The organism is Pseudomonas sp. TE3911, assembly GCF_054062775.1.
The window spans coordinates 5525169-5545352 of the sequence record NZ_JBSSFP010000001.1 but is presented as its reverse complement, the minus strand read 5'-3'; the positions used below and the strand labels follow the sequence as shown (position 1 = coordinate 5545352).

21 protein-coding genes are annotated in these 20184 nt (G+C 61.5%); 10 read left to right on the top strand and 11 right to left on the bottom strand.

Annotated elements, in window-relative coordinates; all coding sequences use genetic code 11:
* Nucleotides 1-4: 4 nt before the first annotated feature.
* A complete protein-coding gene (gene dksA / locus ACVWXD_RS25135) occupies nucleotides 5-409 on the bottom strand; it encodes an RNA polymerase-binding protein DksA (RefSeq protein WP_260366977.1) in 405 nt (134 codons plus the stop codon).
* Nucleotides 410-536: 127 nt separating this feature from the next.
* Between dksA and ACVWXD_RS25130 the strand changes: the two genes are divergently transcribed.
* On the top strand, nucleotides 537-905 hold the full coding sequence (locus ACVWXD_RS25130; protein ID WP_095185250.1) for a glutamine synthetase: 369 nt from the start codon (nucleotides 537-539) through the stop codon (nucleotides 903-905).
* Here ACVWXD_RS25130 and ACVWXD_RS25125 read toward each other — a convergent pair.
* Entirely contained in the window at nucleotides 902-2113 is a 1212-nt protein-coding gene (locus ACVWXD_RS25125; RefSeq protein ID WP_457371451.1) for an N-acetylmuramoyl-L-alanine amidase, read from the bottom strand. The genes ACVWXD_RS25130 and ACVWXD_RS25125 overlap by 4 nt on opposite strands.
* 128 nt (nucleotides 2114-2241) lie before the next feature.
* Here ACVWXD_RS25125 and folE2 point away from each other — a divergent pair, with 128 nt between their 5' ends.
* Genes folE2 through ACVWXD_RS25090 form a run of 7 tightly spaced genes read left to right on the top strand, consistent with a single transcriptional unit; the run spans nucleotide 2242 to nucleotide 7861 of the window.
* Nucleotides 2242-3132 carry a GTP cyclohydrolase FolE2 gene (gene folE2, locus ACVWXD_RS25120; protein WP_457371450.1) on the top strand — a complete coding sequence of 297 codons (891 nt, stop codon included), beginning with the start codon at nucleotides 2242-2244 and terminating at the stop codon, nucleotides 3130-3132.
* Entirely contained in the window at nucleotides 3129-3797 is a 669-nt protein-coding gene (locus ACVWXD_RS25115; protein WP_260366974.1) for a metal ABC transporter ATP-binding protein, read from the top strand. Before folE2 ends, ACVWXD_RS25115 begins: the two co-directional genes overlap by 4 nt.
* Nucleotides 3797-4663 carry a metal ABC transporter permease gene (locus tag ACVWXD_RS25110; RefSeq protein ID WP_032884497.1) on the top strand — a complete coding sequence of 289 codons (867 nt, stop codon included), beginning with the start codon at nucleotides 3797-3799 and terminating at the stop codon, nucleotides 4661-4663. Before ACVWXD_RS25115 ends, ACVWXD_RS25110 begins: the two co-directional genes overlap by 1 nt.
* Before the next feature lie 11 nt (nucleotides 4664-4674).
* On the top strand, nucleotides 4675-5553 hold the full coding sequence (locus tag ACVWXD_RS25105) for a metal ABC transporter substrate-binding protein (protein WP_457371449.1): 879 nt from the start codon (nucleotides 4675-4677) through the stop codon (nucleotides 5551-5553).
* A complete protein-coding gene (hisI, locus tag ACVWXD_RS25100) occupies nucleotides 5550-5963 on the top strand; it encodes a phosphoribosyl-AMP cyclohydrolase (RefSeq protein WP_095185253.1) in 414 nt (137 codons plus the stop codon). Before ACVWXD_RS25105 ends, hisI begins: the two co-directional genes overlap by 4 nt.
* Nucleotides 5960-6520, top strand: coding sequence for a gamma carbonic anhydrase family protein (locus ACVWXD_RS25095; RefSeq protein ID WP_032884500.1), 561 nt, complete (start codon nucleotides 5960-5962; stop codon nucleotides 6518-6520). Before hisI ends, ACVWXD_RS25095 begins: the two co-directional genes overlap by 4 nt.
* A gap of 3 nt (nucleotides 6521-6523) precedes the next feature.
* Nucleotides 6524-7861 (top strand): dihydroorotase, encoded by a 1338-nt coding sequence (locus ACVWXD_RS25090; protein ID WP_181643043.1) that lies wholly within the window; start codon nucleotides 6524-6526, stop codon nucleotides 7859-7861.
* On the opposite strand, the gene ACVWXD_RS25085 is transcribed toward ACVWXD_RS25090, so the two are convergent.
* Nucleotides 7858-8379 (bottom strand): DUF3617 domain-containing protein, encoded by a 522-nt coding sequence (locus tag ACVWXD_RS25085; protein ID WP_457371448.1) that lies wholly within the window; start codon nucleotides 8377-8379, stop codon nucleotides 7858-7860. The two genes, ACVWXD_RS25090 and ACVWXD_RS25085, sit on opposite strands and share 4 nt — an antisense overlap.
* Before the next feature lie 130 nt (nucleotides 8380-8509).
* On the opposite strand from ACVWXD_RS25085, the gene cls reads away from it, so the two are divergent.
* Nucleotides 8510-9949: a cardiolipin synthase gene (gene cls / locus ACVWXD_RS25080; RefSeq protein WP_401380653.1), complete on the top strand. Its 1440-nt coding sequence runs from the start codon at nucleotides 8510-8512 to the stop codon at nucleotides 9947-9949.
* 138 nt (nucleotides 9950-10087) lie between these two features.
* On the opposite strand, the gene cfaB is transcribed toward cls, so the two are convergent.
* The 8 genes from cfaB to hflK (ACVWXD_RS25040) all read right to left on the bottom strand — a co-directional run bounded on the left by cfaB (nucleotide 10088) and on the right by hflK (ACVWXD_RS25040) (nucleotide 19239).
* On the bottom strand, nucleotides 10088-11272 hold the full coding sequence (gene cfaB, locus ACVWXD_RS25075; protein ID WP_032884504.1) for a C17 cyclopropane fatty acid synthase CfaB: 1185 nt from the start codon (nucleotides 11270-11272) through the stop codon (nucleotides 10088-10090).
* A gap of 86 nt (nucleotides 11273-11358) precedes the next feature.
* The gene (locus ACVWXD_RS25070; protein ID WP_457371447.1) at nucleotides 11359-12147 is read right to left on the bottom strand and encodes an HvfC/BufC family peptide modification chaperone; all 789 of its coding nucleotides are present in this window, start codon (nucleotides 12145-12147) and stop codon (nucleotides 11359-11361) included.
* Nucleotides 12138-12983: an MNIO family bufferin maturase gene (gene bufB / locus ACVWXD_RS25065; RefSeq protein ID WP_457371446.1), complete on the bottom strand. Its 846-nt coding sequence runs from the start codon at nucleotides 12981-12983 to the stop codon at nucleotides 12138-12140. The genes ACVWXD_RS25070 and bufB overlap by 10 nt, the downstream gene beginning before the upstream one ends.
* A 69-nt stretch (nucleotides 12984-13052) precedes the next feature.
* Nucleotides 13053-13304 (bottom strand): BufA2 family periplasmic bufferin-type metallophore, encoded by a 252-nt coding sequence (gene bufA2 / locus ACVWXD_RS25060; RefSeq protein ID WP_032884507.1) that lies wholly within the window; start codon nucleotides 13302-13304, stop codon nucleotides 13053-13055.
* A gap of 117 nt (nucleotides 13305-13421) precedes the next feature.
* The gene (locus ACVWXD_RS25055) at nucleotides 13422-15308 is read right to left on the bottom strand and encodes a cation-translocating P-type ATPase (RefSeq protein WP_095185258.1); all 1887 of its coding nucleotides are present in this window, start codon (nucleotides 15306-15308) and stop codon (nucleotides 13422-13424) included.
* A complete protein-coding gene (hflK, locus tag ACVWXD_RS25050; protein ID WP_095185259.1) occupies nucleotides 15305-16339 on the bottom strand; it encodes a protease modulator HflK in 1035 nt (344 codons plus the stop codon). Before hflK (ACVWXD_RS25050) ends, ACVWXD_RS25055 begins: the two co-directional genes overlap by 4 nt.
* A complete protein-coding gene (gene hflC, locus ACVWXD_RS25045; protein ID WP_371260679.1) occupies nucleotides 16336-17325 on the bottom strand; it encodes a protease modulator HflC in 990 nt (329 codons plus the stop codon). Before hflC ends, hflK (ACVWXD_RS25050) begins: the two co-directional genes overlap by 4 nt.
* Nucleotides 17326-17334: 9 nt before the next feature.
* Nucleotides 17335-19239: a protease modulator HflK gene (hflK, locus tag ACVWXD_RS25040; RefSeq protein ID WP_457371445.1), complete on the bottom strand. Its 1905-nt coding sequence runs from the start codon at nucleotides 19237-19239 to the stop codon at nucleotides 17335-17337.
* 320 nt (nucleotides 19240-19559) lie between these two features.
* Between hflK (ACVWXD_RS25040) and ACVWXD_RS25035 the strand changes: the two genes are divergently transcribed.
* Complete coding sequence (locus tag ACVWXD_RS25035; protein ID WP_032885184.1) at nucleotides 19560-20177, top strand: CDP-alcohol phosphatidyltransferase family protein; 618 nt, start codon at nucleotides 19560-19562, stop codon at nucleotides 20175-20177.
* Nucleotides 20178-20184: the final 7 nt, after the last annotated feature.

Genomic DNA, 20184 nt, shown 5'->3' with positions numbered 1-20184 from the left:
CCGGTCAAATCGCCCGTTTATGGCGTTCGCGCAGCTCTTCACGTTCTTTGGCTTCGATACACAGGGTGGCGGTGGGACGCAGCAGAAGACGTTGCAGGCCGATGGGTTCGCCGGTTTCGCGGCACCAGCCATATTCGCCACGGGCCAACAGTTCGAGGGCGTCGTCGATCTTGTCCAGCAGCTTCTTCTCCCGTTCCAGCAGGCGCAGTTGCCATTGGCGCTGCTCTTCGGCGCTGCCCACGTCAGCCGGGTCGCTGTTGGTTTGCTGCTCGCGCAGCACCAGGAATTCGCCTTCGATACGCGCTTGCAGTTCAGTGCGCTGAGCCAACAACAGTTCGCGGAAGAAGCCATGCTGGGCTTCATTCATGTAGTCGGCAGGCGGTTGGGTCAGCAGGTCTTGTTCAGTCATGGGGAGAGGTTCACGGGTCAGGCTGTCTTTCAATGTTATAGTATAACAATACAAATAAGCCAATCCCCCCTTGCTCGCTTCGACAAAGAGGGCAATGCTTGAACGCATCCTTGCCCCGAGAAACCTTATGAAATACCTGTTGTGCGCCCTGTTACTGGCAGCGGCAGGGACCGCTTGCGCCCAAGCGCCCAGCCTGCTGGCCAACTGCACGCGCAGCGCCAACCTGCTGGCCTGTGTCGACCCACTGGGCAACGCCTACAGTGTGTCGACCGAGGGCAGAACCACGTATTTGCGCGGTTTCGAGGTGGTCGGCAAACGCTATTGGGCACAGACCAACAGCCGTTATGGGCAACTGACGTTTTTTACTGGTTTGGCGTCAGATGGGGAGGCGTGGGTCGGCTACACGCGGCGCGTGGGTTGGACCACGATCAATCGCTTCTCCAGCTCCGGCGGGGCCAGCGCCAAGTTCACCTGCAGCCGCATTACCGGCTGTTAGGCCTGACCATTCTTTTGTTCCTGCACCCACGCCATGTAGCTGTTCATCGGCGGATTCTTCTGGAAGTAGTTTTTCAGGCCATCGAACAAGCCATCCGCCACCGCCTGTTGATGACGCGCCGTCACCAAGCGCTGGGCGTCTCGGGCATTGGAGATAAAGCCCGTCTCCACCAGGATCGAGGGCACATCCGGTGACTTGAGCACTGCAAACGCGGCCTGTTCCACACGTTTCTGATGCAGGCTGGTAATGCTTTGCAGGCTCCCGAGCACCGAACTGCCCAGTTGCAGGCTTGAGGCGATGGTGGCGTTCATCGACATGTCGAGAATCACGCCGGCCAGCATCGGGTCTTTATCCTTCAGATTGAGCAACGTGGTAGCGCCCAACAGGTCCGCGCCGTTTTCGCGCTGGGCCATAAAGCGTGCGGTGGCCGAGGTCGCGCCGCCCTCCGACAGCGCATACACCGACGCCCCTGAAGCGGTGAGGCGCGGCGCTGCATCGGCGTGCACCGAGATAAACATATCGGCCTTGTGCTGACGGGCGATGTCCACGCGCTTGCGCAGCGGCACGAAGAAGTCGTCGTTGCGCACCAGTTTCACGTCAAAGCCCTTCTCGCGCTTCAAACGCCTGGCCAGCAGTTGGGCGATGGACAACACCACGTCTTTTTCGCGCTGGCCCTTGGAGCCGATAGCGCCCGGGTCTTTGCCGCCGTGGCCGGGGTCGACCACAACCATGATGTCGCGCTTGGGATGCGCCTTTTCCACTAGCGCCACCAAGGGCGCACGTTCAGCCGCGATTTGACGTGGCGCCTGAGTGGCGCCAGTGAGATCGAGCACCAGGCGATGCCCCTGACCCTCCTGAGGCGGCAACACAAAGCTGGTGAGCCGCATCGGTGCGGCCAGATCGAGCACGATGCGCGTATCCGATTTGCCGAAATGCCCCGAGCGAATCGAGGTGATTCCGGTGTTCTTCAACTCCAGTTGAGAAAAGTCGCCACTGAGAACCGCGCCGCTCAGGTCGATGATCAGGCGCTCCGGCGCCGTCAGGGAGAAGGTCTTGTACTGCACCGGACCGCTGAGGTCGAACACCAACCGCAGCTTGTCATCTGAGCGCCATAAACGCGCGTTACGAATCTGCGTGGCGTAGGCCGTGAGCGGCAAAACAAAAAAGGGGCTGGCCAAGAGCAGATTGAGAAGCTGACGTCTGTGCATGACAAATACCGCAGATAAAGGAGCGTCCGTACTCGACATGACTGAAAAAAGGCTACGACAGAAAATTCATCGTAGACTCTATTGTTATACTATAACATGTCGAATTATTTCCAACGATGGACCTGCTCATGAACGCGCTGACTCTGCCGGATATCGCCGCGCAGGCTTCACGCCAAGCCTTGCCACTCGACTGGGTCGGCATGTGCGGCATCGCCCTGCCAATCCTGATCGACGGTCAGCGCCTGACCGCCACCGCCGATGCCGGCGTGAGCCTGGATGACGGCACCGCCCGTGGCATTCATATGTCACGCCTGTACCTGGCACTGGAGATGCTCGACCAGCAGCCCCTCACGCCTGCACTTCTGCGCAATGTACTGCAGCGTTTTCTCGACAGTCATGAAGATTTATCTAAGAACGCCTACCTGCGTCTGCACACGAATTTGCTGTTGAAACGCCCGGCGCTGGTCAGCCCCTTAGCTGGCTGGAAAGGCTACCCAGTCAGCATCGAAGCGCGCCTGGAAAACCAGATGTTCCACGTGGAACTAAAAATTAACGTTACTTATTCCTCAACTTGCCCCTGTTCCGCTGCCCTGGCCAGGCAGTTGATTCAGCAGCAATTTCTCGAAGACTTCGCCGACACGCCGTTGCAGCATGAAGACGTACTGACCTGGCTCGGTAGCGCAGACGGCATCGTCGCCACACCCCACAGCCAGCGCAGCAGCGCGCAGTTGCACGTACACCTGCGAGGCGAGCAACTGGCGCTGACCGACATCATCAACGACGCCGAAACTGCACTCGGCACCGCCGTACAAACCGCTGTGAAACGTGCGGACGAACAAGCCTTCGCCCTGGCCAACGGACAGAACCTAATGTTCTGCGAAGACGCCGCCCGCCGTCTGAACCTCGCCTTGAAACGCTCGGATGCCGTCAACGCCTTCCACCTCAAAGTGATCCACGCCGAAAGCCTGCACGCGCACGATGCCGTGGCTGAAAGCCGCTGGACGAGACACCCTGAATGATCACCTGCAACGCTTTGCGCTGGGGCGCCCCCGGACAACCACTCACACCCGCCATAGATCTCATGCTGGAAAAAGGTAGCCTCACCGGCGTAATTGGTCCCAATGGCTGCGGCAAAAGTAGCCTGCTCAAAGTCATCGCCGGCCTGCAAAAGCCGCTGGCTGGCAAGGTGATCGTCGATGTTCCACGCCGGGGCGGCCTAGCGTTCCTGCCTCAGCAGCAACACCTTGACCGCCAATTTCCCATTAGCCTGCAAGAACTGGTCGCCGCCGGTTTCTGGGGCACCCGACTCCCCCCGCAACAACGCAATCAGCGCCTGCAAGCAGTGCTGGAAGACTGGTGCCTCAGTGGCCTGGAACAGCGCCCGCTGATGGCGTTGTCCGGCGGCCAATTGCAACGCGCCCTGCTCGCCCGCATGAGTTTGGCCGATTCGCCGGTGTTGCTGCTCGATGAACCCCACGCAGCCCTCGATGAGGACGGCCAGACGCTGTGCTGGAAACATATCCACGCCTGGCATGCCGAAGGCCGCACGCTGGTCATCGTTTGCCACGATTTGGCGTCCGTACGCCACCACACCGAGCAAGTGCTGCAAATCAAAAACACCGGTTGTGTGTTCGGCGATAGCAAAGAGCTGATCCGCCCGCAGCCCCAGATGCAGGTGGCCTGATGCACTTCGCCGCCCACTTATGGATGCCCTTCCTCGACTTCGTCTTTATGCGCCGCGCACTGATCGGCGGACTTGTACTCGCGTGCAGCACTGCCCCGCTGGGTGTCTTCCTGATCCTGCGCCGCATGAGCCTGATCGGTGACGCCGTGGCCCACGGCATCCTGCCCGGCGCTGCGCTGGGTTTCTGGTTCGCCGGGCTCAGCCTGCCGGCGCTGACCATCGGCGGCCTCGGCGCCGGCCTGAGCATGGCTGGCCTCTCCGCTTGGATCACTCGCCGTACCGGCCTGCGCGAAGACGCCAGCCTCGCCGCCATCTACCCCATTTCCCTTGCCGCTGGCGTACTGATCCTCGGCCTCGCCGGTAAACGCCTGGATCTTTTGCACTTGCTGTTCGGCTCTGCCTTGGCCGTCGACGCAACCACCCTTACCGGAATGCTCTGGGTGTCCGGGTTCAGCCTGGTCGCCATGGGACTGATCTACAAACCACTGCTGCTGGACACCCTCGACCCGCTGTTCCTGCAAACCGTCAGCCGCCTTGGCCCGCTGGCCCATGGGCTGTTTTTAACCCTGGTGGTGCTGAACCTGGTGATCGGTTTCCAGGCCATCGGCGCGTTGATGGTGGTGGGTCTGATGATGTTACCCGCCATCGCTTCACGTTTCTGGAGCCGGCGCCTGCCGGTGTTGATTGCGGTGTCGGCGGTGCTGGGATGCCTGTCGGTATGGCTTGGTTTGTTGTTGTCGTTCTACTACTCACTGCCCAGCGGCCCGGCGATTGTGCTGGTGGCTGGCGCTGGGTACCTGCTGTCCGTGGTCTTCGGTCCGGTGCACGGTTTGATGCGCCGCCCGCCCCTGCTTACATCCCAATGAGGTGTCTCCCGATGCGCGCTCTACTCGTGCTGTTCAGCCTGCTGCTGCCGCTGTCGATGGCCCAGGCCGCCGACAAACTCCAGGTGGTCACCAGCTTCAGTATTCTCAATGACATTACGCACCAGATCGGTGGCGACCACATTCAGATCAGCAACATGGTCGGCCCGGATGCCGACGCCCACACCTACGAGCCCACACCGGACGATGCCAAGGCGCTGCTCAAGTCCAAGCTGATCATCAAGAACGGCCTCGGTTTCGAACCCTGGCTGGGCCGCTTAGTCACCAGCACCGAAACCAAAGCCACGGTGGTCACCGCCAGCAAAGGCGTGATCTCCCACACCATGGAAGAGGATGGCGAAACCATCCCCGACCCGCACGCTTGGCATAACCTGGCCAACGCTGAAATCTATGTGAACAACATCACCAAGGCGCTGGTGGCTGCCGACCCGGCCAACAAGGCCGACTACCTGCGCAACAGCCAAACCTACCTGAAAGAAATCTACCGCCTGCTGGCCGAAGCCAAGACCAAATTCAGTGCTCTGCCCCCAGGCAACCGCCGCATCGTCACCTCCCATGACGCTTTCGGTTACCTGGGCCAGGCCTATGGCATTCAGTTCCTCGCCCCCCAAGGCCTGTCTACCGAACGTGAACCCTCTGCCGCTGAAGTCGCTGCGCTGATCACACAGATCCGCAAAGACAAGGTCAAAGCCGTGTTCATGGAAAACATCAAAGACTCGCGCCTGCTCAAGCAAATTGCCGACGAAAGCGGCGCGCAGATCGGCGGCACGCTGTACTCCGACGCCCTCGCCGCCGAAGGCCCGGCCAGCACGTTTACAGGGCTGTTCGAATACAACCTCAACACCTTGTGCGCCGCCCTGAGCAAGCCATGAACCTGAGCATGCTCGAACTGGAAGGGGCAGCCAAAGGCAGTCGCTTCCCACTCAAACCGGTGCTCGATGCCCTGCCATGGAACAGCGATGGCCTGATTGCCGCCATCGCCCAGCAACACAGCAGCGGCGAGGTGTTGATGCTGGCCTGGATGAACCGCCGGGCCCTCACCGAAACCCTCACTACCGGGCAAGTTTGCTACTGGTCACGCTCGCGCCAGCAACTGTGGCGCAAAGGTGAACGCTCCGGTCACTGGCAGCAGTTGGTGGAAGCACGCCTGGATTGCGACGGCGACGCGGTGCTGCTGATCGTCAACCAACTCGGCCCGGCTTGCCACACAGGCCGGCCCACCTGTTTCTACAACGCCATTGATGGCGACTACGTCCACATCATCACGGAGCCCAGCGCATGATCCGCAAGAACCCTTCCGGCGATCTGCCAGTGATTGCCGAATCGGCCTACGTCGACAAGACCGCCATCATCTGCGGCAAGGTCATCATTGGCGAGAACGTCTTCGTCGGCCCGTATGCGGTGATCCGCGCAGACGAAGTCGACGCCAGCGGCGCCATGGATCCGATCACCATCGGCGCCAATTCCAATATCCAGGACGGCGTGGTCATCCACTCCAAATCCGGCGCGGCAGTGACCATCGGTGAGTTCACCTCCATCGCCCACCGCTCCATCGTCCACGGCCCTTGCTCAGTTGGCGACCGCGTATTCATCGGTTTCAACAGCGTGCTGTTCAACTGCGCCGTGGGCGATGGTTGCGTGGTGCGCCATAACTCGGTGGTCGACGGTCGTGATTTACCCGCCGCGTTCTACGTGCCCTCCACCACCCGCATCGGACCGAATACCGACCTGTCGCAATTCCCACCGGTGAGCGTCAGCGCCTCGGAGTTTTCCGAAGACGTGGCACTTACCAACGTCGACTTGGTGCGCGGTTACAAAGCCCTGCAAAACGAGTTCTAAGCCATGAGCCGCCTGCTGATCCGCAACGCCCGCCTGGTCAACGAGGGCCAGATTTTCGACGCCGACGTGCTGGTCGCCAATGGCCGCATCGAAAAGATCGCCAGCAGCATCACCGGCTGTAACGCGCCACTGGCCATCGACGCCAAGGGGCAATGGCTACTGCCGGGCATGATCGACGACCAGGTGCACTTTCGTGACCCCGGCGCGCCGGACAAAGGCAGTTTCTACAGTGAGTCCCGCGCGGCCGCGGCTGGCGGCATCACCAGTGTGATGGACATGCCCAACACCAACCCGGCCACCCTGAACCTGGAGGCGCTGGCCGATAAAAAACGCCGCGCGGCCCTGCACTCGGTGGTCAACTACGGCTTTCACTTCGGGGTAAGTAACGACAATCTCGACATCGTCGCCGCCCTCGACCCCTGCGAGGTGGCGGGAGTCAAAGTGTTCATGGGCGCGTCCACCGGCAATATGCTGGTGGACGACCCACGGATCCTGGAGCGTCTGTTTGCCGAAGTCCCGACCATCCTCCTGGCTCACTGCGAACACACGCCCAGTATCCAGGCCAACGAACGGCGCTTGCGCGAGCGTTTCGGCGATGACATCCCCGCCGTCGCGCACCCCCTGATCCGCGACGCCGAGGCCTGCTATCGCTCGTCCTCTTTCGCGGTGGAGTTAGCCCAGCGCCACGGCACGCGCCTGCATGTGCTGCACCTCACCAGCGCGCGCGAATTGGCTCTGTTTGAAGACAAGCCCCTGGCACAAAAACGCATCACCGCCGAAGTCTGTGTGCACCACTTGCTGTTCGATGACCGGGACTATCACCGCCTCGGCCATCAGATCAAATGCAACCCGGCGATCAAGACCCGTGCCGACCGCGACGCGTTGCGCCAGGCGTTATTGAATGATCGTTTGGATGTGATTGGCACAGACCACGCGCCGCATACCTGGGCGCAAAAACAACTGGCCTATCGCGAAGCGCCGTCGGGATTGCCCCTGGTGCAACATGCGCTGCCGGCGTTACTGGAGCTGGTGGCAGACGGGCTGCTGCCGCTGGCCACGCTGGTCGCGAAGACCAGCCACCGGGTCGCCGACCTGTTTGCTATCCCGGACCGTGGTTATCTGCGTGAAGGGTATTGGGCCGACCTGGTGCTGATCAAACCCGAGCCCGAAGGTAAGCCGGTCAGGGATGAGCCGATTCTTGCCCGCTGCGGCTGGACGCCCTTTGCAGAGCGCAGCTTTCGCCACAGCGTCAGCACCACCCTGGTCTCCGGCCACCTGGCCTGGCACAACGGCAAGGTGGTCGACAGCTGCCAGGGTTTGCCGCTGCACTTTCTGCGTTAAGCGCGTGGTTTGACCGTACCGCAATCGTTGCCCAGCCACTGGGCGTGAGTGTCCAGGCTGCCCTTCTGCTGAATACCGGTGGCATTGAAGGTGCCGTTGACGGTCGTGGTGAATTCTTTCTGGCTTTGGAAAGTGGCGACTCCAGTGCCCTGAGCTTTCGGGCAGCTGAAACGGAATTTCCACTGGTTGCCGGTTTTGTCGGTCACTTCCTGTTTGCAGCCCGATTGCGGGTCGGTCAAAGGGATTGAGTCCGAGGCGACCTGGGCTGGAGTGAGGCACACCTGCACGCCTTTACCTGCCATGGTGATGCCCTGCTTTTCAAGCATCGCGCGCTGTTCGGGGGTCATCTGTTGCTTGAGCTGACCGAGGATCAGCGACAGGTCCGGCAGGTCCTGGTTATCGACTTTCATATTGCTGGTGGTCAATTCCCACAAGCCCGGCGCCAGCATCTGCGCCTGCGCTGCCGCCGGCAACGACAAACCAACAACCATGGATAAACAGAGCAGACGAGCATTCATCGGGTAACTCCTGGGCAATTGTGGGCGTTAGACGCTGCAAAGGCGCCAGTGTTGCACGCCAAATAAAATAGCGACATTCGCAGCCGAACATGGTCTGTTAGGCATTGGATTGTCTGGAGTACTGTCGTCCATGGATTTCTTTGGCCCGCACCTGCTCGCCTACTTCATCGCCACGCTGCACTTTCTCGGGACTCTCGCCGCGATCCACGCGGTGCTGACCGTCAGGACCGCTCAAGGCTCGATAGCCTGGGCCTTGTCGCTGATGTTCATGCCCTATCTCACGTTGATCCCCTACCTGATTTTTGGCCGCAGCACCTTCGACGCGTATATCCAGGCGCGGCGCCAGGCCAATCAGGAAATGCACACCGCCATCACCGCGCTGAACTGGCGTCCTTGGGTTGAGGAGGCGCTCGCTGCGCGCAACTCCAGTGCTTACGCCTCGTTGCGCGCCATGCCCAAACTGGGTCGCATGCCGTGCCTGGCCAACAATGAAGTACGCCTGCTGATCAATGGCAACACCACCTTCAGCGCGATCTTTGAAGCCATTCGAAACGCCAAAACCGCTGTGTTGTTTCAGTTTTTCATCATTCATGACGATGAACTTGGCCGCCAATTACATACGCTGCTGAAAGAAAAGGCTGCCCAAGGCGTGGCCATCTACGTGCTCTACGACCGCATTGGCAGTCACGCCCTGCCCCATCGCTACGTGCAATCACTGCGCGACGCCGGCGTGCAGGTCAAGGCCTTCGCCACCCGCAGTGGATGGCTCAACCGCTTCCAGGTCAACTTTCGCAACCATCGCAAAATCGTGGTGGTGGATGGCATCACCGGGTTTGTCGGCGGACATAACGTGGGTGATGAATACCTGGGCAAAAAACCGCCATTGGCGCCATGGCGCGACACCCATGTACAGGTCACCGGTCCCGTGGTGGCGTGCCTGCAGGAGTCGTTTGCCGAAGACTGGTTCTGGGCCGCGCGCGAACTACCGCCGCTGATCTTGCCGGACACCTATCCCGAAGATGGCGTGCTCTGCCAATTGCTCGCCAGCGGTCCGGCCGATCCGTATGAAACCTGTTCGCTGTTTTTCGTCGAGGCCATCCACGCAGCGACCGAGCGGGTATGGATCACCAGCCCGTATTTCGTCCCCGATGAAGCGGTGTTTGCCGCCCTGCGCCTGGCGGTACTACGCGGAGTGGATGTGCGCCTGCTGCTGCCGTCGCGGCCGGATCACCGCATTGTGTATGCCGCCTCCAGCCTCTACGCCATCGAAGCCGTGCGCGCCGGAGTGCGGGTGTTCCGCTACACGCCGGGCTTTCTGCATCAGAAGGTGGTGTTGGTGGACAGCGAGATCAGCGCCATTGGCAGTGCCAACATGGACAACCGTTCGTTTCGGCTGAATTTTGAAGTGATGCTGCTGACCGTCGATGAAGCCTTCGCCCAGGAGGTGGAGCATATGCTGCTCGATGACTTCGCGCAGGCCCATGAAGTCAGCCAGGAAGAAAGCCGCGAAACACGGCGCCTGCAACAACTTGGGATGCGTGTGGCGCGCTTGATCTCACCAATCCTTTAACCAGACAACACAAAACAAAATGTGGGAGGGGGCTTGCTCCCGATAGCGGGGGGTCAGTCAACGGGTGGCGACTGATATACCGCTATCGGGAGCAAGCCCCCTCCCACAGTTGGATCTCCACCTTTCTGGAACATCAGATCAGCGATAGATGTCTTCCCGCGTCCACGGCAGTTCATGGCTACCATCCGCGTGAGGCTTCACCGCGAGGATCTGGTGCAGGTTGATCCAACCCCGTGCAAACGCATAGGCGCAACCGGCCAGGTACAACCGCCAGATACGCAACGCCTGTTCTGGCACCATCTTGGCCGCCGCTTCCAGGTTGTCCTCCAGCCGCTCACTCCAATGGTCCAGGGTTCGCGCGTAGTGCAGGCGCAGGCTTTCGACGTCGACGACTTCAAGCCCGACTTCGCTGATCTCGGCGGTCATCATTGCCAAGTGTGGCAACTCACCGTTCGGGAACACGTACCGCTCGATAAACTCCCCGGCGCCACGGCCCACCGGGCGGCCATCGGTGTGCTTGGCGGTGATGCCATGGTTCATCACCAGGCCGCCTTCACGCACCGCACCGAACAGGGTCTGGCAGTACTGCGCCAGGTTGGCGTGGCCGACGTGTTCGAACATGCCCACGCTTACGACTTTGTCGAATCGGCCGTCCTGGGGTAGATCACGGTAGTCCAGCAGTTGCAGGTCGATCTGGTCTTCCAGTCCCTCGGCTTTGACTCGCTCCCGAGCCAATACCAACTGCTCTTTGCTCAGGGTGATGCCAAACACTTTCACCCCGAACTCCCGCGCCGCAAACCGCGCCAGCCCGCCCCATCCGCAACCGACGTCGAGCAAATACTCCCCCGCCTGCAAGCGTAGCTTGCGGCACAGGTGGCGGAATTTGTCTTGTTGGGCCTGGTCGATGGATTCGCTGCCGGTTTCGAAATAGCCGCAGGAGTACGCCATGTCCTGATCCAGCCACAGCTGATAGAACTCATTGGACAGGTCGTAATGGTAGGAAATCGCCGCTGCATCCGTGGCCTTGTCGTGGATCGAGCGCACCGGATGACTGTCGCCGTCGCCCTCGATCAAGGCATGACTCAGCTCATCACAGACCCGGATCACTTCGCTGATGGAACCTTCCAGCTCCAGTTTGCCCTCGACGAAGGCTTCGCCCAGTGAGTCGAGTGTGGGATGGGTCAGTTGCGAGACGACCGTGGGGTCCTTCACCACGATGGTCACACTGGGCTCTGGGCCCAAGTTGAATTCATGGCCGTCCCAGAGTCGCAGACGCAGCGGTAGCTGAAGATTCTGTAAGGCCGGTGGAAGTTGCGCGAGCATGAGTAGTCCCCCCTTGTTTCAGACGTCTGAACTGAGGGTAGACCATCCCAATAAAAGTAGGAGGCTATCGATTTGATAGCCCTCTTCTATGGAGGTCGGCGTTGGAGCAAACCGTCCTGGACCCACTGTTTCAGCCATGTAACAGCCTGCAGCGGCGCACCCTCTGCATAAGTGACTGCTAGCTGCTCACACAGTTCTGCGAAGGTCCAACCGGTCGTCACCATACCGGCCAATGCTAAGGCTTCCGCAGGTTCCAGGCTGCGGTAATGGCACACCTGATGAAGGCGCCATACCAGGCAGATCTGCGCCAGGTCCAAGGTGTAGCTGCCTGGGAAATCCGCCCCATCTTTGCTGGCACGCCAGATGCCCACGCTGTTGAAGTGACACAGTCGCTGCTGCACGGACGGTGTCAGGGCAACCTGCAAACCCGGCCAATCCTCGGGCGGCAGGAGCGCCATGTCATTCAGGGACAGCGGCTGACCCTGCGGCGCATCGAAGGCCAGGGTAAAAGCCCACTCCAACTTAGCCAGCTCTGCCAGCGGTGCACTTTGTTCGGCCACGAGGTGCTCGTGGATAAACGCCGGCAACCGTTCGCCAAACCAACGCAAGCTGTAATGGGCCGACGGATAACGGCGTACATAAGCGTGGGTCAGCGCCGCAAACTCATCATCCCCCAGCCAATAGAGGATGGCGCTGAAGTCGTGCCGCAGTACTTCCTGCAACCGCGCGATATAGGCGTTGTGATAGATCGCCAGGCCCGTGTCTACGTCCAGCGTCGGCCCGCCCAATAAAGTGGCGGCAAAGCCACCGTTGGCGTCGGGGGTTTGGGCTAATAAATGCTGTTCGAAGGCCAACTGCCAATCGGTCAGGCGCATACCGCTCTCCTGGCCAAGGCGGTGGCGCCCAGTTCGCGGGCCTTGCTCAACTCGGTGAGCAGCTCTTCGAACGGCGGAAAATGGTCATCGCGCTCCAACAGCGTCGACACAGGCCCCACGTGCTCCAGGGTCTGTTGGTACAGCGCCCACACCGGATCACAGACCGGATGGTCGTGGGTATCGACCACGTAGTCGCCATAGTCCATATGCCCCGCCAAATGCAGCTGACGAATGCTGTCGGGCGGCAGGTTGCGGATAAAGGTCCAGGCATCGAAGCCATAGTTGCGAGAGCTGACGTACACATTATTGACGTCCAGCAACAACTGGCACCCCGACAGATGAGCCAAGGCGTTGAGGAATTCCCACTCGGTGAATTCATCCGCCTTGGAACGCACGTAACTGGAGACGTTTTCCAGCACCAGCGGACGCTGCAATACGTCCTGCACTTGGCGAACGCGGCTGGCGACGTGATAGAGGCTTTCTTCGGTGTAAGGCAGAGGCAGCAGGTCGTGCAACTGGTGCGCACTGCCGCGGCTCCAGCACAGATGATCGGAAACCCACGCCGGGTGAATACGCTCGGCGAGCTGTTTGATCTGCTTGAGGTAATCGATATCGATGGCGTGGGGCCCGCCGATGGACAGGGACACCCCGTGCATCACCAGGGGATAGCGCTCGGCTATCGCGTCCAGGAAGTACAAGGCTTTACCGCCCTGCACCAGATAATTCTCGGAGATCACTTCGAACCAATCCACGGCCGGCGATTGTTCAAGGATCTGCTGGTAGTACTCACTGCGTAAACCCAGGCCGTAACCCAGACTTGGAAGGGAAGCGGACATGGCTGACTCCTGGGGAAAGTGTGTCCGCAGCGGAGGGGGGCTGCCGCTGCGGTTGCACTCGTTTGCCGGTTATTCGCCGACTTTGCCACCAGCCGCGTCACAGGCTGCCTTGGTCATAGCCTTGAAGCCGTGGCCCTTGCACTCTGCCTGGCCTTTGCAGGCGTTTTCAGCGGTCTTGCAGTCGTTCATGCCCTTGCAGGAGGTTACGCCGTAGCAATGCACTGGCGCGTCTGCGGCTTGTACCTGGGTGGCGACACCAGCAAACATGGTAGCGGCGGCCATCGCGAAAGCGGCACCAGCAGCAGCGGATTTAATGTTCATTGTTGTATTCCTCATGATCAGTAGTGGCGTCGGTCTGAACGGATTGTTCAGTCTCGACACACCACTAGAGTGAGGCCCCCCACCGGCGTTACAGCGGTGCGCAAATATTGCTGAAAATTATTCGTCGAGTTTCAAAAGCGGCTCGTGGAAGCGTAGCAAACGCCCGGCGTTACCCAGCACCAGCAACGTGCTGAGGTTGTGCAACACCGCCGCGATCATTGCCCCTGCGGCCCCCAACCAGCCAAATGCGGCGAACACCACAATCGCCAGCGTCCAGCCCAGACCGATGATCACATTGACCTGCAACGTGTGCCGACACTGGCGACTCAAGCGCACACAGGTGCCGAGGCGGCGCAGGTCGCTGCCGATCAGCACCACGTCCGCCGAAGCCAGCGCGATGTCCGCCCCGCCCGCGCCCATTGCCACGCCCACCACGCCGGCCTTGAGCGCCAGGGAGTCATTGATCCCGTCGCCCACCACCATCGGCCGAAAGCCGCTGCCGATTTCGCCCAGCACGCGGTTGAGCTTGTCCTCAGGTAACGCCTGGGCTTCGACATCGCTGATGCCCACGTCCAAGGCCAAGCTGTCGGCCACGCTTTGACGGTCGCCGGTCAGCAGCAATTGGCGGCCCAGGCCCAGCTCACGCAATTCTTGCAGCGCCTGGCGGGCTTCCGGCTTGACGCTGTCAGCCAGCAACAGCCAGGCGAGAAATCGCCCGTTCAGGGCTAGCCCGGCAATCGGGCCGTCATGGTTGGGCACGCCCGTGGTGGCAATGCCCAACTGCTCGAACAACTCCGGACGCCCAAGGGCCGCTTCGCCCTGCTCGGTCTGCGCCACCACGCCGAGGCCCTGGCGTTCGCGGATGTCGGTCAGCATCAACAGTTGTTGCTGGGTAGCCAACCCCGCCAGCGCGCGGCTGACTGGGTGACTGCTCGCCGAGCCCAGGCTGGCCGCCAGATTCAGCAACGCCTGCCGGTCCGGCTCAAGGGTTTCGATGGACTGTAATCGCAGCGTGCCAAAGGTCAGGGTGCCGGTCTTGTCGACCACCAGCGAGGTCAAGTCCGCCAGCTCTTCCAGGAACGCCGAGCTGCGAATCAGAATCCCATGGCGCGCCGCAACGGCGATCCCGGCAATCGCCGTGGCAGGTGCCGACAACACCAACGCACAGGGGCACGCCGCCACCAGCACGGCGAGCATCGCCTGGGCGTCATTGGTCACAAACCAGGTGACCGCCGCCAGCAGCAGCACCAACACCATATAACTGCCCGCATAGCGCTCCAGCAGTCGCGTGATCGGCGGCTTGGACCGCTCGGCGTTCTGCATCAGCGCGATGACCTTGCCCAAGGTCGACTCGTTGCCGGTGCGCGTCACTTCAAGGCGCAGCAGACCGTCGAGGTTGATCGCCCCGCCAAACACCTGCACGCCGACGCTGGCTTCCAACGGCACCGACTCACCGGTGATCGGCGCCGTGTCCAGACTCGCCTGGCCCGACAACACCACACCATCGGCGGGCACACGGTCACCGGCGCGCACTTCCACGATATCGCCGGTGTTCAGCGTGCCGTTGTCCACTTCAACAATGCTGCCGTCGGCCTGCACCAACCGCGCATGACTGCGAGTCAGTTTGCCCAGAGCATGGATCGCTTCCTGGGAACCGATCACGCTGCGCTCTTCCAGCACATGCCCAAAGATCATGATGATCGGCAGCAACGCCGCCGTCAGCAGATCCCCCGTAGCCCAGGCGCCAAGCATGGCCAAGGCGATAAGTTGATCGGTAATGCCATGCAGGCTGGGAAACCGCAGGCTGTACCACGCCGAACGCATCACCGGCACGGCCACCAGCAGTGATGCCACACCCAGTAATAGCTGACTGACGCCAGTCTGGTCCGGCGCCAGCCAGCGCCACACCAGGCCCAGCACGAGTAATCCCAAGGCCAGCATGGCCAGGGTCAATTGCCGGGCAGCGCTGCGCTGCTCGGCGGACGTCAACATAGGTGCGCTCATTGCTCGGCTCCCTGGATGATCAAGCGGGAGTCGTCTTTAGGGTCGACCGTGGTCACGGAGCCCGCCTGGCCGAGAATCTTCGGCAAGCGCTCGCGGTACAGACGCAGAAGCAAACCCGGGTCTTTGACCTGGGCGAGGCTGGCGACGGTGGCGGTTTGCGCCTGGGCGTTGGCCAAGCGTTCGCTGGCCTGGGCGTGGGCAACCTGCACCACACGGTCAGCTTGCTGATTGGCGGTTTGGGTGAGCTTTTCCGCTTCGGTGCGCGCATTGGCCACCGCTTTATCGGCTTGCTGACTGGCCGTCAGCACCGCATTGAACGCATTCACCGCCGGGCCCGGCAGGCTCGACTGCACATCGACACGGGTGACTTCGATCCCCAAGCCCAAGCCGCTTGAGGTCAACTCCGCCAGCCGCTTATTGATGCCTTGCACCAGGTCACCGCGCAACCGTTCACGACGCTCGGCGGCGCTATTGTCGGCGCCGATCAGTTCCGGGCGCGCCACCAGAATCGTGTCCAGGTCCCGCGCCGCCGTCAGGGCCACGGCGCTGCGCGTGACCAGGCGATCCAAGGCCGGCAACACATGCTCGCCCTGCAATACAAAGGAATACGGTTCGGTGACCTTGTAGAACACCCGCACATCCAGCTGCACCACTCCGGCATCCCCGGTCAGCAGGTAGCCGGAGCCGGCCATGGCATCGCTCAAGGGCGTGGCGAAACTGGCCACGCGGTCAGCCTGCACCGCCGCCTCCGAACGCAGCAGGTTTTCCACCCGCCGCTCGATCACCCGATCGGCGGCCGGCAGCAACACCACCTGCTCAAATGGCTGCGGCCAGGCCAATAGCAAGCCAGCATTCTGGATACGGTCGAGGGCGCCGAAGTGCAGCACCACGGCGCGGTTCTGCGGGTCGATCTGGCGCACATTGGAAAATGCCCAGGCCAATGCCGCCAACACAGTCACCGCGTACAGCGCCATGAACGTCAGGCGCCCGGCCTGAATCCATGGGCTGTCCGGGCTGTCACGCTCGGTCATGGCTGGACGTCCTTCGGTCCGTCCACCAGCGCACGGAATGGTGCGGCGTCGGTGCGCAGGATGATCTTGGTGCCCGGCGTCACCACCGTGCCCAAGGTATCCAGCGAGCGCAGCAAGTTGTACAGCTGGGGATTACCCGCGTAGGCCCGCCCGTAAATCTGCGCGGCCTCGACACGCGATTGCGCTTCGATATCGGCGGCTTTCACCGTGGCGTCGGCCTGCACGATGCGCGCGTCGCGCTCGGCGGCGGAACGGATTTGGGCCGCTTCGCGCTTACCCACGGCAGTGCGTTCGGTGGCGATGGTTTCGCGCTCGGCACGCATGCGGTCGACGGTGGCGGTCAGCGTCACCGAGGGCAACGTCAGCCGCTCGATACCGACTTGGGCCACGCGTACGCCGTAGGTAGTGAGCAATTGTTGATCAATTTGCTGGCGCAACTGCGCCTCGAAATCGGCGATACGTACCTGGCTGGCGTCGGTGTTGATCAGGCTGGACAGGTCGAAACTGGCCGCCGTGGTTTCCAGTGCCGAGCCGACGAAGGTGCGAATCTGCCGCGCCGCCTCATCCGGCTGGTTCTGCACCGCACGCATAAAGCGCTGCACATTGTCGGCATCGCCCTGCACCTGCCACGCCACATAGGCCTGCACGATGATGCGCAAGCCATCGCGGGTGCCCACGTCCTGCAAGCCGCTGGAGGTGGTGCGCAGGCGCAGGTCCACCGGGATCGCCGCTTCGAACGGCGCCGGCCAGCGCCAACCAAGGCCCGGCTCCAGCAACACCCGCGACGGGTTGCCGAACCGCGTAATCACCGTGGCTTCGCCGGACCGCACTTGCACCAGGCTTGCCGCAGCGACCGCAAACAATACGAGCAACACGGCCCAGCCCATACGCCGCCAAGGGAATGGGCCAGCAGCGTGCTCATCACCGTGATGGTGGTGGCCGTGATGATGGTGATGACCGTGATCGTGGGAATGAGCGCTCAACAGACAGACTCCTTATTGAACGGCTTTACGCGGCACCGAGGGATCGGCCGGCAAGGTAAAAGAACGCAGATCGATCGTCGGTGCGCCATCGGCGCCCAGGCGATGATCCAGAATCAGCAGTTTGGCGTGGGCCAGACCCTGGCTGAGTTGGCCAAGGTACTGCTCCAACACGAAGGCCTGGCCTGCACTGGCATAGGCCTTTTGTTCGGCGGCGAAACGCAGGTCGGCCGCCTGTGCGCCAGCATTCACTTCATGGGCCGTGGCCGTGGCTTGATCGCGGGCAATGCTGGCTTGCAACAGGGCCTGGTTGGTCTGCTCACTGGCGGCTCCGCGCTCGCGGGAGATCAGGGCCTGAGCACCGATCTGCGCAGCTTGCACGCCGTGATAGGCGTTGGCGGCACCGGCCGGTGGGTGGATGGCTTCCACAACGGTGGCGAGGATTTCCACACCGCTGTGGAGTTTCTGCAGATCCGCCTGCACCGCGCGCCCCACTTCGTCAGCCAGGCTGGTGCGTTGTTCGCCGAGCAATTCGTCGAGAGTGCGCGAAGCAAAGTCGTGCACGAGGATGCGGCTGGCGGTGCTGCGGATCAGGGTCGGTACATCCGCGCTGTTATACGTAGCCGACAGCGCGGCCTCGTCGGTAAGGCCAATGCGGTAGACGAAGCGCACATCCATATTGACGATCTGGAAGCCCTGCTTATCGCCGCTGCTGCTGGCGATGACTTGGGATTTGTCATTCACATGGCTGGCGTCCCACAGTCGATTGGCAATCAACGGCGCCGGACCTTCCGCAGGTGTCAGCTCGGGCGAAGCAGTTTCGCTGACGCTGGTGGCCAATTCATGCACCACGCCGTTTTCCACTTTAATGACGCGACCCAATGGCCAAGGCAACCCGGCATGCAGGCCGGGGCCGAAGACTTGCACCGGTTTGCCGAAGCGTTCATAGATCCCACGGCCTTGCAGGGGCACTTCATGCACACCGGTCAGCGCCCAACCGATCGCCAGCACCACCAGCACCACCGGAAAAAATGCGCGGCGCATGTAGGTAAAGGCCCAGATCTGACGCAGGTCAATGCCGAAGCGGTTGTGCAACTCGTGCTGCAACGCCAGCAACGGTTGTGGCGGCCAGCGCAGCAAACCAGCGATAAAACTTTGCGCCATCAGGCGGGGTTCAAGATGCGGTTGGCGCGGGCTGAATAATGACAACGCGCCCCTGAGCAGAAACTCCGCCGCCACCAGTGCCGGCAGCAGGCCAATCAACACCGCCAGACGCAACGGCCACACGGACTCGGCACCGGCAAACAGCAGGCAAATCGCGCTGACCACCAGGCAGATGATCGCCACTCGGCTCAACTGCGCTAGTTGCGAAGCTTCCGGCCATTGCGCGGCGGTTTCCTGGGCCAGGCGACGTTCGAACACCAGCAAGCCAAACGCCAGGGCCAAGGCCAACGCGGCGCCAATACTGGCGGACTGACCTACAGCCGAAGCCGGCAACGCCAGGTTCCAGAATTCGATAACGCTAACCAGCGCGAGCAGCGACCAGCCGCCAAGCCACAACACCGGCGCGCCAATCTGCTTGCCAAAGCGCCCAACCAGCCGCGCGTACCGGCCCGTTTGCTCAACCGGTACTTCAACCGCGGGTTCCTCCAGCGCCTGGGCGCGCCAATCGGCCACCCACCACGCCGACTGCAAACCCGCCACCAGCACCAGCAACGCGCAGGCGCTGTTGATCAATACCACCGGCCAGATCGACAGCGGCGCAAACAAGGCGACAAACAGCGCCAGCACCCAACCGGCGACGGCCAGCACTGTCAGGCTGATACCGGCCTGACGCAATCGACGGGCATGGAACTGCCCCTGTTGAAAGCGCGCGAGGCCTTCTACAGAAGCGCCGTCAGCTTCTAGATCCACTTGCATCCCAACACGCCCGCCTGTACACAATTCGTTACGATATAACACGCGACGTGAAATTTTTGTTCGTCAAAAAGCGCTTTTGAACACGACACACATCCCCTGTGAAAGGGGGCTTGCTCCCGATAACGACCTGTCAGGTGGTGCCTGTGCTGGCTGATCCATCGCCATCGGGAGCAAGCCCCCTCCTACATTTGTTTCTCAGTGCTCTGCAGAGCGTGACTAAACCCCCATAAACACGAGCCATCACTGGTAGATCTCATGATTAATCGGCACACTCCAAACCAGTTTTTCGCGGGCTCACGGACAAGGAAGCGTCACCCCCCATGATTTCGATCTATCAGCTCAAACCGCGTTTTCAAAACCTGCTGCGTCCTCTCGTGCAGCGCCTCTACGACAACGGCACCACCGCCAATCAAATCACCGTTCTGGCCGGAGTGATTTCTCTGCTGGTGGGCCTGCTGATTGCCAGCTTCGCCCAACACCTGTGGCTATTTGCGTTGATCCCGCTGTGGATGATTGCGCGCATGGCCCTTAATGCCATCGACGGCATGCTCGCCCGTGAATTCGGCCAGCAGTCGCGCTTGGGCGCCTACCTCAATGAATTGTGTGACGTGATCGCGGACAGCGCGCTGATCCTGCCCTTTGCACTGATCCCGGGCGTGAGCCTGGCGCCGGTGCTCTTGGTGGCATTGCTGGCGGTATTCAGCGAATACGCCGGTGTGCTCGGGCCCATGGTCGGCGCTTCACGGCGCTACGACGGGCCGATGGGCAAAAGTGATCGGGCGTTTGTACTCGGCGTGCTGGCCACCGGTGTAGCGCTGGGCTGGCTCGGCGCAGGTTGGGTCGACACGGTGATGTGGCTGGTCGCCGCCCTGCTCGCCTACACCCTGGTCAACCGCGTACGCCAAGGCCTGAAAGAAACCCCTTCCCCTTCTGCATAAGGATTTT